The sequence below is a fragment of the Streptomyces sp. NPDC030799 genome (assembly GCF_055572255.1).
Window position 1 is genome coordinate 160,707 of the sequence record NZ_JBVIDS010000016.1, and the last position, 14,020, is coordinate 174,726.

10 protein-coding genes are annotated in these 14,020 nt (G+C 70.1%); 6 read left to right on the forward strand and 4 right to left on the reverse strand.

From position 1 onward, the window contains the following. Positions 1-94 precede the first annotated feature (94 nt). Positions 95-997 (forward strand): LLM class flavin-dependent oxidoreductase, encoded by a 903-nt coding sequence (locus tag ACZ41I_RS34285; RefSeq protein ID WP_399766927.1) that lies wholly within the window; start codon positions 95-97, stop codon positions 995-997. A gap of 219 nt (positions 998-1,216) precedes the next feature. Further along, positions 1,217-2,104, forward strand: a complete 888-nt coding sequence (locus tag ACZ41I_RS34290; protein WP_363214078.1) for a Cof-type HAD-IIB family hydrolase — start codon at positions 1,217-1,219, stop codon at positions 2,102-2,104. A 23-nt stretch (positions 2,105-2,127) separates the two neighbouring features. Here the strand turns inward: ACZ41I_RS34290 and cydD are convergent, their stop codons facing one another. The 3 genes from cydD to ACZ41I_RS34305 are packed head-to-tail and all read right to left on the reverse strand — an operon-like array spanning position 2,128 to position 8,273. Continuing rightward, on the reverse strand, positions 2,128-5,682 hold the full coding sequence (cydD, locus tag ACZ41I_RS34295; protein ID WP_468515877.1) for a thiol reductant ABC exporter subunit CydD: 3,555 nt from the start codon (positions 5,680-5,682) through the stop codon (positions 2,128-2,130). A gap of 59 nt (positions 5,683-5,741) precedes the next feature. Continuing rightward, positions 5,742-6,749 (reverse strand): cytochrome d ubiquinol oxidase subunit II, encoded by a 1,008-nt coding sequence (gene cydB, locus ACZ41I_RS34300; RefSeq protein ID WP_468322211.1) that lies wholly within the window; start codon positions 6,747-6,749, stop codon positions 5,742-5,744. Positions 6,750-6,764: 15 nt separating this feature from the next. After that, positions 6,765-8,273 carry a cytochrome ubiquinol oxidase subunit I gene (locus tag ACZ41I_RS34305; RefSeq protein ID WP_468515878.1) on the reverse strand — a complete coding sequence of 503 codons (1,509 nt, stop codon included), beginning with the start codon at positions 8,271-8,273 and terminating at the stop codon, positions 6,765-6,767. Between the two features lie 208 nt (positions 8,274-8,481). Here ACZ41I_RS34305 and ACZ41I_RS34310 point away from each other — a divergent pair, with 208 nt between their 5' ends. Continuing rightward, positions 8,482-8,886, forward strand: a complete 405-nt coding sequence (locus ACZ41I_RS34310) for a cyclophilin-like fold protein (protein ID WP_468515879.1) — start codon at positions 8,482-8,484, stop codon at positions 8,884-8,886. A gap of 13 nt (positions 8,887-8,899) precedes the next feature. Here ACZ41I_RS34310 and hisC read toward each other — a convergent pair whose 3' ends face one another. Next, positions 8,900-9,979 (reverse strand): histidinol-phosphate transaminase, encoded by a 1,080-nt coding sequence (gene hisC / locus ACZ41I_RS34315; RefSeq protein WP_468322215.1) that lies wholly within the window; start codon positions 9,977-9,979, stop codon positions 8,900-8,902. A 429-nt stretch (positions 9,980-10,408) separates the two neighbouring features. Between hisC and ACZ41I_RS34320 the strand changes: the two genes are divergently transcribed. The 3 genes from ACZ41I_RS34320 to ACZ41I_RS34330 all read left to right on the forward strand — a co-directional run bounded on the left by ACZ41I_RS34320 (position 10,409) and on the right by ACZ41I_RS34330 (position 13,923). Then, positions 10,409-11,521, forward strand: coding sequence for a LacI family DNA-binding transcriptional regulator (locus tag ACZ41I_RS34320; protein ID WP_363214085.1), 1,113 nt, complete (start codon positions 10,409-10,411; stop codon positions 11,519-11,521). A 281-nt stretch (positions 11,522-11,802) separates the two neighbouring features. Next, positions 11,803-12,882 carry a metallophosphoesterase gene (locus tag ACZ41I_RS34325; protein WP_468515880.1) on the forward strand — a complete coding sequence of 360 codons (1,080 nt, stop codon included), beginning with the start codon at positions 11,803-11,805 and terminating at the stop codon, positions 12,880-12,882. A 180-nt stretch (positions 12,883-13,062) separates the two neighbouring features. Continuing rightward, complete coding sequence (locus ACZ41I_RS34330; protein WP_468515881.1) at positions 13,063-13,923, forward strand: hypothetical protein; 861 nt, start codon at positions 13,063-13,065, stop codon at positions 13,921-13,923. The last annotated feature ends 97 nt before the right edge of the window (positions 13,924-14,020 follow it).

Below are 14,020 nucleotides of genomic sequence, written 5' to 3' on the forward strand. Positions count from 1 at the left end.
GCTTCCAGGCATGGTCCTGCTCGTTGTGTGGCTGAGCACATGCGCTCGGTGACCGTTTGGGCCCTTGTCCGTGGGGCCGCTTACTCTCGAACGCATGACTCTGCGCCTGAGCACCGTGATCCTGCCGTACCGCCGCTGGAGCGAAGGCGGCCGTTCGGCCTGGGTGCGGGCCGAGCAGCTCGGCTTCCACACCGCGTACACCTACGACCACCTGTCCTGGCGCAGCTTCCGTGACGGGCCCTGGTTCGGCGCGATCCCGACCCTGACGGCCGCCGCCGGCGTCACCGAGCGGCTGCGCCTCGGCACGCTGGTGACCTCGCCGAACTTCCGGCACCCGGTGACCCTTGCCAAGGAGCTGATCTCCCTCGACGACATCTCCGGCGGCCGGATCACCCTCGGCATCGGCGCCGGCGGCACCGGTTTCGACGCCACCGCGCTGGGCCAGGAACCGTGGAGCCCGCGCGAGCGCGCCGACCGGCTCGCCGAGTTCGTGCCGCTGCTGGACCGGCTGCTCACCGAGGACGCGGTGACGCACGAGGGCCGCTTCTACTCGGCGCACGAGGCCCGGAACATCCCGGGCTGTGTGCAGCGGCCCCGGCTGCCGTTCGCGGTGGCGGCCACCGGCCCGCGCGGCCTGAGGCTCGCCGCGCGGCACGGGCAGGCCTGGGTGACCACCGGCGATCCGAAGCTGTACGAGTCCGGCACCCCGGAGCAGTCCGTCGAAGCCCTGCGCGGGCAGATCACCAAGCTGTCCGAGGCCTGCGCGGACGCCGGGCGGGACCCGGCCGGCCTGGAGAAGATCCTGCTCACCGGCTTCACTCCGGACCGCGCCCGGCCGCTGCAGTCCCTGGACGCCTTCGTGGACTTCGCCGGCCGCCACCAGGAGCTGGGCTTCACCGAGATCGTGATCCACTGGCCCATCCCGGACTCCGACTTCGCCGCGGACGAGAAGGTCTTCGAGCAGATCGCGATGGAGGCCGTGGCTCAGCTGAGCTGACGGGACCGGGGCTTCGGGCGTCTGGGCTTGCGAACGTCGGCCCGGAGCCGGGGCTTCGGGCGTCCGAACTGGCGGACGCCGGACGGGAGCCGGGGCTTACGGGAGCGGGGGCTTACGGCGTCGGACGCCGAGCCGTGGCCGACCGAACGTCTGGACCGACGGGCGCTGAGGGTCATCTGTGTCTCATCTGTGCGCAGTCCCGCACGGCCGTGCTGGCATATGCGTGAGAATGGCCGGGTGACCTCAGCGACCAGACAGCCCGGAACCCCGTCCGCCGCCGTACGTCCGCGGCTGATCGCCACCGACCTCGACGGCACACTGCTGCGCGACGACAAGTCGGTCTCGCCCCGCACGGTCGCCGCGCTGGCGGCCGCGGAGGAGGCGGGCATCGAGGTCTTCTTCGTCACCGGCCGCCCGGCCCGCTGGATGGACGTCGTCAGCGACCACGTCCACGGCCACGGCCTGGCGATCTGCGGCAACGGCGCCGCCGTGGTCGACCTGCACGGCGGCCCCGGCGCGCACCGCTTCGTGAAGGTGCGCGAACTGGCCCGCGAGAACGCCCTGGACGCCGTACGACTGCTGCGCCAGGCGGCACCCGGCACGGTGTTCGCGGTCGAGCAGACCTACGGCTTCCACCAGGAGCCGGACTATCCCAAGCTGCACATGGAGATACCGGACAACCTCCTGCCCGCCGAGCAACTCCTCGCCCCTCACGGCCCGGACGCCGACCAGCCCGTGCTCAAGATCCTGGCCTACCACCCGGACCTCGACCCGGACGCCTTCCTCACCCTCGCCCGGCTCGCGATCGGCAACCGCGCCAACGTCACCCGCTCCAGTCCCAGCGCCCTGCTCGAACTGAGCGGTCCCGACGTTTCCAAGGCCAGCACACTCGCCCTGTGCTGCGCCGAGCGCGGCATCTCGCACGAGGAGGTCGTCGCCTTCGGCGACATGCCCAACGACGTCGAGATGCTGAACTGGGCCGGCCACTCGTACGCCATGGGCAACGCCCACCCGGACGTCATCGCCGCCGCGTCGGGCCGTACGGTCGCCAACAACGAGGACGGTGTCGCGGTCGTCATCGAACAACTGCTCGCGGAAAGCTTCTGACCGGGCCGGGCCCGTCGAGCGACTCAACCCGCCCCCACCAACGACTCCGCCTCCGCCTCCCGCCGTGCCAACGCCCGCAGCGGGCCGTCGGTCGCGAGCAGCTGCGCATAGGTGCCCCGCTGCACCACCCGGCCCGCGTCGAGGACGATCACCTCGTCCACCGCCTCCAGGCCGGCCAGCCGGTGGGTGATCAGCAGCGTCGTACGGCCCTCCGTGGCGGCCAGCAGATCGGCGGTCAGTGCGTCGGCCGTCGGCAGGTCCAGGTGCTCGGCGGGCTCGTCGAGGACCAGGACGGGGAAGTCGGCCAGCAGGGCACGGGCCAGTGCCAGCCGCTGCCGCTGGCCGCCGGACAGCCGCGCTCCGTGCTCGCCGACGAGCGTGTCCAGGCCGTCGGGCAGCCCGTCCGCCCAGTCCAGCAAGCGGGCCCGGTCCAGCGCCCGGCGCAGCTCGGCCTCGGTGGCGTCCTTCCTGGCCAGCAGCAGGTTCTCGCGCACCGAGCTGTCGAAGAGATGCGCGTCCTGCGCACACAGTCCGACAAGCCGCCGCACGTCGTCACCGGCCAGCGCATAGGCGTCCACACCGGCGAGCGTGTAGGAGCCCTCCCGTGGATCGAGGAAGCGCAGCAGCACCTGGGCGAGCGTCGTCTTGCCGGAACCCGACGCCCCGACCACCGCGATCCGCCGGCCCTCCTCCAGGGTGAGGTCGAAGCCGGCCAGCGCTTCCCGCCGCTGCCCCTCATACCGTGCGGCCAGCCCCTTGACCACCAGGGGGAAGGGCGAGGCGGGCGCCTGCCGGGGCCGTTCGGGCTCGCGCACGGGCTCCGGGGCATCCAGCACCTCGTGGACACGCTCGGCGCTCCGCCGCACCCGCTGCCGGTAGCGCACGGCGAGCGGCAGCCCCAGTACGGCCTCGAAGGCGGCCAGCGGAGTGAGGACGACCACGGCCATCGCCACGCCGTGGAGCCGGCCCCCGGCCACCGCCTGGGCGCCGAACAGCGCGGTCGCCGTGACGGTCAGACCCGAGATCAGCGCGGTGAGCCCGTCGCCGAGCGCCGTCACGGCGGCGGCACGCGAGGCGATCCGGGTGAGGGTGCCGTCGGCTCGCCGGGCCGCGTCCGTACGGGCGGGCAGCGCACCGGCGACGGTCAGCTCGGCGGTGCCGGTGAGCAGGTCGGTGACGCGGGTGGCGAGGACTCCCCGGGCAGGGGCCAGCCGTCGCTCGGTCCGCCGGGCCACGGTCGCGGTGACGAGCGGGACACCGACACCGGCCGCCACGAGGCCCGCCGCGAGGGCGGCACCGGCCTCGGGCAGCAGCCAGGCCGTGAAACCGACGGAGACAGCCGACACGGCGACGGCGACCGACGCGGGCAGCAGCCAGCGCAGCCAGTAGTCCTGGAGCGCATCGACGTCCGCGACCAGCCGGGTCAGCAGATCGCCGCGACGGACGGTCCGCAGTCCGGCAGGTGCCAGCCGCTCCAGACGCCGGTACACGGCGACGCGGGTGTCGGCCAGCATCCGCAGCACGGCGTCGTGCGACACCAGCCGCTCGGCGTACCGGAAGACGGCCCGCCCGATCCCGAAGGCCCGCGTGGCCGTCACGGCCACCATCAGATACAGCACCGGAGGGTGTTGCGAGGCCCGCGAGATGAGCCACCCGGAGGTCGCCATCAGCCCCACTGCACTACCGAGCGCCAGACACCCCAACACCAGCGCCAGCACCAACCGCCCCCGCCGGGCCCCGCCGAGCCCCCGCACCCACCCCAGCACACCCCGCGGACGCCGCGGACGCCCCGAATCCCCTTCCCCCGCCCCACTCCCGACCCGGCCGGCCCGAGAGGCCGAGGTGTCACTGTCCAGCCGACCGAGTCGGGTGGCAGGTGGGCGAGGCCGGGGGTCCAGGGAGTGGAGCCCCCTGGGAGTCTCACTGTCGCACCGGTACGCCACCGGCTCCGCACCCCCCAGCTGCACCACCCGATCGGCCACCGCCAACAACGCCGGCCGATGCACAACAAGCAGCACCGTGCGCCCGACAGCAAGCCGCCGCACCGCCGCGACAATCTCCCCCTCCGTCGCCCCGTCCAGCGCAGCGGTCGGCTCATCCAGCAACAGCACTGGCCGATCCGCAAGAAAGGCCCGAGCCAGAGCCAACCGCTGCCGTTGCCCCGCCGACAGCCCGGCCCCGTCCTCGCCGAGCACCGTCTCGGCCCCGTCGGGCAGCGCGTCCACGAACTCCAGCGCACCCGCATCCCGCAGCGCCCCGCGTACAGCACGGTCGTCCGCATCCGGCCGGGCCAACCGCACGTTCTCCGCGATGGTCCCGGCATACAGATGCGGCCGCTGCGGCACCCATGCGATCCGCGACCGCCACTCCTGCAGATCGAGGTCCGCGAGATCCGCTCCCCCGATCCGCACCCGTCCCTCGCTCGGCTGGACGAACCCGAGCAGCACGTTCAACAGCGTCGACTTGCCCGCCCCGCTCGGCCCCACCAGCGCAACCGTCTCGCCGGACTCGACACGGAACGACACCTCGCTCACGGCGTCCAGGGAACGCCCGGGGTAGCGCACGGTGACCCCGTCGAAGACCACCGCGCCCGCAGGGACCGCACCGGTACCCGATGCCGGAACCGGCGTCTCCAGCACACTGAAGATCTCCTCCGCAGCGGCCAGCCCCTCCGCCGCCGCGTGATACTGCGCGCCTACCTGACGCAGCGGCAGATAGGCCTCGGGCGCCAGCACCAGGATCACCAGGCCGATGTACAGGTCCATCTCGCCGTGTACGAGCCGCATGCCGATCGTCACCGCGACCAGGGCGACCGACAGCGTGGCCAGCAACTCCAACGCGAAGGACGAGAGGAAGGCGATCCGCAGGGTCCGCAGGGTGGCCTCGCGGTACTCGCCAGTGATCCGGCGGATGGACTCGGCCTGTGCCTTGGCCCGGCCGAATACCTTCAGCGTGGGCAGTCCGGCGACCACGTCCAGGAAGTGCCCGGAGAGCCGCGACAGCACGCGCCACTGACGGTCCATCCGGGACTGGGTGGCCCAGCCGATCAGCATCATGAAGAGCGGGATGAGGGGCAGGGTGCCGACGATGATCGCTGCCGATACCCAGTCCTCGGTGACGATCCGCGCCAGCACCGCCACCGGTACCACCACCGCAAGCCCCAACTGCGGCAGATAACGCGAGAAGTAGTCATCGAGGGCGTCGGCCCCGCGCGTGGCCAGTGTGACCAGCGAACCGGTGCGCTGCCCGGCCAGCCACCCGGGACCGAGCGCCGCCGCCCGGTCGAGAAGCCGTCCCCGCAGTTGGGACTTCACCGCCGCGCTCGCCCGGTGGGCGGCGAGCTCGGTGAGCCAGGCGACAACCGATCGCCCCACGGCCACGGCCGCCAACAGCAGCAGGGGAGTACGCAGTCCGGCGACGGACTCCCCCCGCTGGAACGCTCCGACGACGACCTCGGCGATGAGCATCGCCTGAGCGATGACCAGCCCCGCACCGACGGCTCCCAGGCCGACCACCGCCACCAGGAAGAGCCGGGTGGCGCGGGCGTAGCGCAGAAGACGGGGATCGATTGGTTTCACGTGAAACGCATCCTTCGGTCCAGAGGGTGTGTTTCACGTGAAACACACCCTCGGCGGACTCAGTGTGCGGCGTCGGGAGCGATGTGCTGTGTGCCGATCCGCTTGCGGAACACCCAGTAGGTCCAGCCTTGGTAAAGCAGGACGAGCGGCGTGGCGACGGCCGCCAGCCACGTCATGATCTTCAGGGTGTACGGGCTCGACGAGGCATTGCTGACCGTCAGGCTCCAGTCCCCGTTGAGCGTGGAGGGCATGACGTTCGGGAAGAGCGAGAGGAAGAGCATCGCCACGGCGGCCACGATGGTGACTCCGGACAGCGCGAACGCCCATCCCTCACGGCCGAGTTGATTGGCCACCAGAGCAGCCACCAGAGCGGCGACCGCCACAGCGAGGGCCACCAGGCTCTTGCCGTCACCGCTGTCGGCCTGCGTCCACAGCAGGAAGCCGAGTGCCACGACGGCCGTGACGAGACCGACCCGCAGAGCCAGCTTGCGCGCCCGCACCCGGATGTCACCGACGGTCTTGAGCGCGGTGAAGACCGCTCCGTGGAAGGTGAACAACGTGAGCGTCACCAGACCGCCGAGCAGGGCGTAGGGGTTGAGCAGGTCCCCGACGGTGCCGACGTACTCGAAGTGCTGGTCGATCTTCACGCCCCGCACGATGTTCCCGAAGGCCACGCCCCACAGGAACGCCGGGATCAGCGAGGTCCAGAAGACCGCTGTCTCCCAGTTGCGCTGCCAGTTCTCCTCTGGACGCTTCGCCCGGTACTCGAAGGCGACACCCCGGACGATCAGGCAGACCAGGATGATCAGCAGCGGCAGGTAGAAACCGGAGAAGAGGGTGGCGTACCACTCCGGGAACGCGGCGAAGGTCGCGCCGCCGGCCGTGAGCAGCCACACCTCATTGCCGTCCCAGACGGGTCCGATGGTGTTGATCAGCACCCGCCGCTCCGGCCGGTTGCGGGCCAGCAGCTTGGTGAGGATGCCGACTCCGAAGTCGAACCCCTCCAGGAAGAAGTAGCCGGTCCACAGGACGGCGATGAGGACGAACCAGACGTCGTGAAGTTCCATGACTGTTCCCCCGGCCTAGTACGAGAAGGCCATCGGCTTGTCGGCGTCACGTGAGTCGCCGCCGATCTTCGTGGGCGGGTTGAGGTCGGCCTCGGTCAGTTCGGGCGGGCCGGCCTTGACGTACTTCGCAAGCAGCTTGACCTCGACGACGGCGAGGATCGCGTACAGCGAGGTGAAGACGATCATCGAGGTGAGGACCTCGCCCTGGGAGACACCGGGGGAGACCGCGTGCCGGGTCTGCAGGACGCCGTAGACGACCCACGGCTGACGACCCATCTCGGTGAAGATCCAGCCCCACGAGTTGGCGATCAGCGGGAAGGCCAGCGTCCAGGTCGCGATGCGCCAGTACCAGGGCGTCAGCTCCGGGCTCAGCGCCTTGTTCTTGAACAGCACCAGATGCGGCACCTCGTCCTCACCGACCCGCAGATGCTGCGGCAGCATGAACTTCTTGCGGGTCAGCCACAGTCCGGCCAGGCCGATGGCGAAGGAGGCCATGCCGAAGCCGATCATCCAACGGAAGCCCCAGAAGGCGACCGGGATGTTGGGCCGGTAGTCACCCGGCCCGAACTTCTGCTGTTCGGCCTTGTTGACGTCGTTGATGCCGGGGACGTACGAGGTGAAGTCGTCGTCGGCGAGGAAGGACAGCAGGCCCGGAATCTCGATCGCGACGCTGTTGTGGCCCTTCTCCACGTCGCCGTAGGCGAAGATCGAGAACGGCGCCGGTTTCTGGCCGTCCCAGAGCGCCTCGGCGGCGGCCATCTTCATGGGCTGCTGCTTGAACATGACCTTGCCGAGGGTGTCACCGCTGATCGCGGTGAGCAGACCGGCGATGACCACGGTGACCAGGCCGAGCCGCAGCGAGGTCTTCATCACGCGGATGTGCTTCTTGCGAGCCAGGTGGTACGCGGCGATGCCCACCATGAAGGCTCCACCGGTCAGGAAGGCCGCGGACAGGGTGTGGAAGGCCTGGCTGAGCGCGGTGTTCTGGGTCAGCACGGCCCAGAAGTCGGTCAGCTCGGCGCGCCCCTTCGCCTTGTCGATCTTGTAGCCGACCGGGTGCTGCATCCACGAGTTGGCGGCGAGGATGAAGTACGCCGACAGGATCGTGCCGATCGAGACCATCCATATGCAGGCCAGGTGGATCTTCTTCGGGAGCTTGTCCCAGCCGAAGATCCACAGGCCTATGAAGGTGGACTCGAAGAAGAACGCGATCAGCGCCTCGAAGGCGAGCGGCGCGCCGAAGATGTCACCGACGAAGCGGGAGTAGTCGGACCAGTTCATGCCGAACTGGAACTCCTGCACGATGCCGGTGACCACGCCCATGGCGATGTTGATCAGGAAGAGCTTGCCCCAGAACTTCGTCGCCCTGAGGTACTTCTCCTTCTCCGTGCGCACCCAGGCCGTCTGCAGCCCGGCCGTGAGGGCGGCCAGGGAGATGGTCAGCGGGACGAACAGGAAGTGGTAGACGGTGGTGATGCCGAACTGCCAGCGCGCCAGTGTCTCCGGCGCCAGAGCCAGGTCCACGTCGTCACTCTCCTTACTACGCCGTGGTACAGCGGCGGTTTGCCCTGTTTATCGCGCACATACAGGGCAATCGGGACGCGCTTGTGAACGCGTTCACATTCACAAGCCATTATGACGCACTGATTTTCGGCAACAAACAGGGGGTCCCCCCTTCGCCTTCGCGTCAAGGCCTTGGCAGCGACTTCAACATCTTGTTGAATTGCGCGCCATGCAGATACGCATCTCCTGGCCCGCGGGAAACATCACCGCGACCCTCGACGCAGACACACCGACCGCGCAGGCCCTCACCAAGGCGCTGCCACTCACCTCCAGCGCCTGCACATGGGGCGAGGAGGTCTATTTCGACACAGGGGTCTCTGTTTCACGTGAAACGGACGCCCGGCAGGTTGTGGCGCCGGGCACGGTGGCCTTCTGGACGGACGGCGACGCGCTCGCCCTCCCCTACGGGCCCACACCGATCTCGCAAGGCTGGGGGTCCCCCCGAACGGAGTTCGAGGGAGAGTGCCGCCTCGCGAGTCCGTGCAATGTCCTCGGCAGCCTGGACGGGGACGCCGGCATCCTGGCGACCGTACGAGACGGCGACCCCATCCGTGTGGAACTGATCAACGAGTAGAGCCGAACTCGGACTACAGCTCCTTGCGGAACGCCTCCGCCGCCTTCACGAAGATGTCGTTCGCCTCGGTCTCTCCGACCGTCACCCGCACACCCTCGCCCGGGAACGGCCGGACGACCACACCATGCTGCTCACAGGCCTGCGCGAACGCGACCGTACGCTCCCCCAGCCGCAGCCAGACGAAGTTCGCCTGCGTCTCCGGCACCGTCCAGCCCTGGGCGCGCAGTGCGTCGACCACGCGCTTGCGCTCGCACACAAGGGAGCCGACCCGGCCGAGCAACTCGTCCTCGGCCCGCAGTGAGGCGATCGCCGCTTCCTGCGCGAGCTGGCTGACCCCGAAGGGCACCGCCGTCTTGCGCAGCGCCGCCGCGACCGGCTCATGGGCGATCGCGAAACCGACGCGCAGCCCGGCGAGCCCGTAGGCCTTGGAGAAGGTACGCAGAACGCAGACGTTGGGCCGGTTCCGGTACAGCTCGACGCCGTCGGGCACCTCCGGGTCGCGGATGAACTCGCGGTACGCCTCGTCCAGCACCACCAGGACATCGCCGGGCACCCGGTCGAGGAACCGCTCCAGCTCGGCCCGCCGCACCACCGTGCCGGTCGGGTTGTTGGGGTTGCAGACGAAGATCAGACGCGTCCGGTCGGTGATCGCGTCCGCCATCGCGTCCAGGTCGTGCACATCACCGGGCGTGAGCGGCACCTGCACCGACCGGGCGCCGCTGATCTGCGTGATGATCGGGTACGCCTCGAACGACCGCCAGGCGTAGATCACCTCGTCACCGGGACCGCTGGTGGCCTGGACGAGCTGCTGGGCGACACCCACCGAGCCGGTGCCGGTGGCCAGGTGGGAGAGCGGGACGCCGAAGCGTTCGGACAGTTCCTCCATCAGCCCCGTGCACGCCATGTCCGGGTAGCGGTTGAAGTTGCAGGCGGCCGCCGTGACGCTCTCCATCACGCCGGGCAGCGGCGGATACGGGTTCTCGTTGGAGGACAGCTTGTAGGCGACCGGCCCGCCGGCCGCGGCGGGCTTGCCCGGCTTGTAGGTGGGGATACCCTCCAGCTCGGCGCGCAGCTTGGGGCTCGTCTCGCTCACCGCAGTCCTCCTCGCGATCACCGGCGGACCGTCGACGCCGCCGGCTTCCAATACTCCTCACCTTATGAGGATTCGGCTCCCGTGCGTACAGGTGCGGACCGGCAATACGCGAACGGCATCCGCTCCGGTGCCGTCGCGGGCATCACCGTACGAAGGCGTACGTTTCAGGGGGCGCGCCATACATATATCTATGCGCCGGTGGCTCGCGCCGTGGCGCGCATCCCCCGTGCAGGTGAGTTGAGACCTCTTCGAGACATCGGACCCTTGGCAGGCCCATGCGCGTTGACAAGTCACGTCCTACCGCTGGATCGTTTAACTACCTTTCTTTCCAAGGCAGTTGCGCCTTAGCGACCATGCAGAAACGTGCCTGTCAACGCGTGCATATGCGTCCGCACTACCCCACCGTATGAGCCCTACTATCGGCTCGCCATGACAGCAGCAGGGAAGCACCAGGTGAGCCGCGCGGAAACCTCACGTCGAGGCAGTCGGCCGGGCCGGGCGGGCATCAGAGACGTGGCCGCCGCCGCCGGGGTCTCCATCACGACCGTCTCCGACGCTCTCAACGGCAAGGGCAGGCTCCCGGATGCCACCCGCCGCCATGTCCGCGAGGTCGCCGACCGACTGGGGTATCGCCCCTCGGCCGCCGCCCGCACCCTCCGTACCGGCAAGTCGGGTCTCATCGGCCTGACCGTGACGACATACGGGGATGAACCTTTCACCTTCACCGAATTCGCGTACTTCGCCGAGATGGCCCGGGCCGCCACCTCGGCCGCGCTCGCCCGCGGCTACGCCCTCGTGATCCTGCCCGCGACCTCGCGCCACGACGTGTGGTCCAACGTCGCCCTGGACGGCACGGTCGTCATCGACCCCTCCGACCAGGACCCGGTGGTCAGCGAGCTGGTCCGGCAGGGGCTGCCGGTCGTCTCCGACGGCCGCCCGGCCGGCTCGCTGCCGGTCACCGCCTGGGTCGACAACGACCACGAGGCCGCCGTCCTCGGCATCCTCGACCACCTCGCCGCCGCCGGCGCCCGCCGTATCGGCCTGCTCACCGGCACCACGACGGACACGTACACCCACCTGTCGACCACCGCGTACCTGCGCTGGTGCGAACGCGTCGGCCAGGACCCCGTCTACGAGGCCTACCCGGCGCACGACCCGTGCGCGGGCGCCGTCGCCGCCGACCGGCTGCTCGCCCGCCCCGACCGGCCCGACGCGGTCTACGGTCTGTTCGACCCCAACGGCACGGACCTGCTGGCCGCCGCCCGCCGCTACGGGCTCCGCGTCCCCGACGACCTGCTGCTCGTGTGCTGCAGCGAGTCCATGGTGTACGCCAGCACCGAGCCGCCCATCACCACGCTCTCCCTGAAACCCCGCCGCATCGGCACCGCGGTGGTCCAGCTCCTCATCGACGCCATCGAGGGTGTGGAGTCGAACCAGCCGGTCGAGCAGGTGATACCGACCGAGCTGATCGTGCGCACCTCCTCCCAGCGGCGCCCGCCGCGCACGACGGTCAGCCCGCCGCGGTCACCGGACGGGAAATAGCGCCGGAAAGCGGGGCGCTCACCCCGCACCGCCCTCTGCCGATGGAGGGGGCAGGGCGGGCCGGCGACCGGCGAGCCGGGTGTTCGGTCGGCGCGGAGTCGGCCGAACACCTGCCCAAACGGGGCGAAAGCCGCGGTGAACCGGAGTCTTGTTCCGATTCACCACCCCTGGGTCATCACACGGCGCGACGCGCATTCCTATGATGGGCCCACGACACCGCGGACCGCTGCGACCAGGCAGTCCGAAGCGGTGCAGCTGCGGCGCGATGGTGGAGGGGTCTGATGACTCAGGGGGCCGGTCAGGGACCCGAAGTGGAGCGGACGGCGACGCTGCGCGACTTCCGGGTACCTGCGTACGTCCACGAGACCGGTCCGTACGTCCACACCGCCCCTCCGGGCGACACCGTGCCGCCCGTCGACGAGGCGTACCCCGACGGCTACACACCCACCCAGCGCGACCTCCCCGTCATCAACCGGCCGCAGACGCTCCAGGTCCCCGTCGAACCGGCACCCTCGGCCCCGGCCCCGCAGCCCGCGACCGGGCCCGGACCCCTGTTCGTCGTCGGAGACGTCCACGGATACCTCGACGAACTGGTGACCGCCCTGCAGGAGCAGGGCCTGATCGACGCCTCGGGCCAGTGGTGCGCCGGCACCGCCCGGCTGTGGTTCCTCGGCGACTTCACGGACCGCGGGCCCGACGGCATCGGCGTCATCGACCTCGTGATGCGGCTGTCCGCCGAGGCCGCGGCGGCCGGCGGCTACTGCAAGGCCCTCATGGGCAACCACGAACTGCTGCTGCTCGGCGCCAAGCGGTTCGGGGACACCCCCGTCAACTCCGGTGCGGGGACCGCCACCTTCCAGGCGGCCTGGCTGCTCAACGGCGGCCAGAAGACCGACATGGACCGCCTCCAGGACCACCATCTGCAGTGGATGGCCCGCCTCGACGCCGTCGAGGAGGTCGACGGCTATCTGCTCGTGCACTCGGACACCACCGCCTACCTCGACTACGGCGACTCCATCGAGGCGGTCAACGACACCGTCCGCGAGACCCTCACCCGCAATGACGCGGACGAGTGCTGGGATCTGTTCCGCAAGTTCACCAAGCGCTTCTCCTTCCGCGACGAGGGCGGCGCCGACGCCGTGCGCTCCCTCCTCGATACGTACGGCGGCACTCGTATCGTTCATGGCCACAGCCCGATTCCCTACCTCCTCGGCGAGGTCGGCTCCGAGGACGGCGAGGAGGGCACCGGCCCGGTCGTGGAGGACCCGCACGTCTACGCCGACGGGCTCGCCATCGCGATGGACGGCGGGGTGACCATGGCCGGAAAGCTACTGGTCCGGCAACTCCCTCTGACTACCTGACCGTCCTGCGGGCAGGCGTCCCCAGGCAGAGCACACGCACGCCGGGGGCAATTTCCGGCAACCCCCTGTCACCGTGTGCCGTCGCGGCTCTACCATCGGCTTATCCGTAGCAGGCTCCCCTCCGTTTCTGCCCGACGGCTCGCCGGCGTGCGAGCCCCAAGCCCTACGGAGCATCGGGGGATGCACATGAACAGCGTTCCGCAGCACCTGCAGAGCGAGGACCGCCAGGAATTCGAGCGGCTCCTCAATGAGGCGCTGCGCTCCGCACCACACCGACCGGAACTGGCCGCTGTCGGACAGCGACTCAATCCCGAACAACTGCGCACCATGGCACTCAACGCCAGTGCCCTGATCACGGCCGCAGCAGCGGCCGAATACCAGCACTATGTGAAGGTCCGCCAGGAACTGCGCCACCCGGCCATGACCCCGTCGGCCGCCGGCGACTCGACCGCCGCGGACCCGACTTCGGCCACGGCGGGGCTCGTCACCACCCTCGGCGAGGCCGCCGAGAGCACCGGTGCGGGCGCCATCGCGGTCATCGCCGTCCTGGCTCCCGTCCTCTCCGGAACCGCCGCAGCGATCTTCCTCCTCGTCGGCTACATCCTGAAGACGCTCAGCCCCGGACAGGCCTTCGCCCAGACCATGCTCACCGCCGGCTGGGTGTTCGGCGCGGTGACCGCGGCCTCGGCCCTCGTCGCCGCTGTCGGCCTGCTCCTCACCGCCCTGCGCAACGGCAGCTCGCCCCAGGCCCAGGCACTGGACGCGGCGCACCGGGAGCTGGACAGGGCCAGAGAGGCCTGGCGGGACGCCCTGCTGGAGCGAGGCATCGTGCCGTTCCTGCGTGAGGCACTCGCCGAACCCGGACCGGCCGCACTGCACCGCACGACGCCGCCCGCCCCGAGCGGCCGCATGCCCCGCCTCGGGTACGACCGCCCCGGCTTCAGCAGCCCCGACGACGGCACCGAGTCCGGCCGTCCGAGCTTCACCAGCCCGGACTACACGAGCCCGGACTTCGGCGGCCCGGAGCACCAGCCCGACTGACCCGCATCAGCACCCGAACAACCCGGCTTGCGCTCTCAAGCGGGGGCCCGACCGGGCGGACGGAGCGGCCAACCGGTGTGGCCTCACCACCCGGTCA

Excerpts from the sequence above, each read along its gene's own strand:
- ACZ41I_RS34290 (WP_363214078.1), top strand. The coding sequence starts at position 1,217 with ATGCGTGAGAATGGCCGGGTGACCTCAGCGACCAGACAGCCCGGAACC.
- ACZ41I_RS34310 (WP_468515879.1), top strand. The coding sequence starts at position 8,482 with ATGCAGATACGCATCTCCTGGCCCGCGGGAAACATCACCGCGACCCTC.
- ACZ41I_RS34320 (WP_363214085.1), top strand. The coding sequence starts at position 10,409 with ATGACAGCAGCAGGGAAGCACCAGGTGAGCCGCGCGGAAACCTCACGT.
- ACZ41I_RS34330 (WP_468515881.1), top strand. The coding sequence starts at position 13,063 with ATGCACATGAACAGCGTTCCGCAGCACCTGCAGAGCGAGGACCGCCAG.
- cydB (WP_468322211.1), bottom strand. The coding sequence starts at position 6,749 with ATGGAACTTCACGACGTCTGGTTCGTCCTCATCGCCGTCCTGTGGACC.
- ACZ41I_RS34325 (WP_468515880.1), top strand. The coding sequence starts at position 11,803 with ATGACTCAGGGGGCCGGTCAGGGACCCGAAGTGGAGCGGACGGCGACG.
- ACZ41I_RS34285 (WP_399766927.1), top strand. The coding sequence starts at position 95 with ATGACTCTGCGCCTGAGCACCGTGATCCTGCCGTACCGCCGCTGGAGC.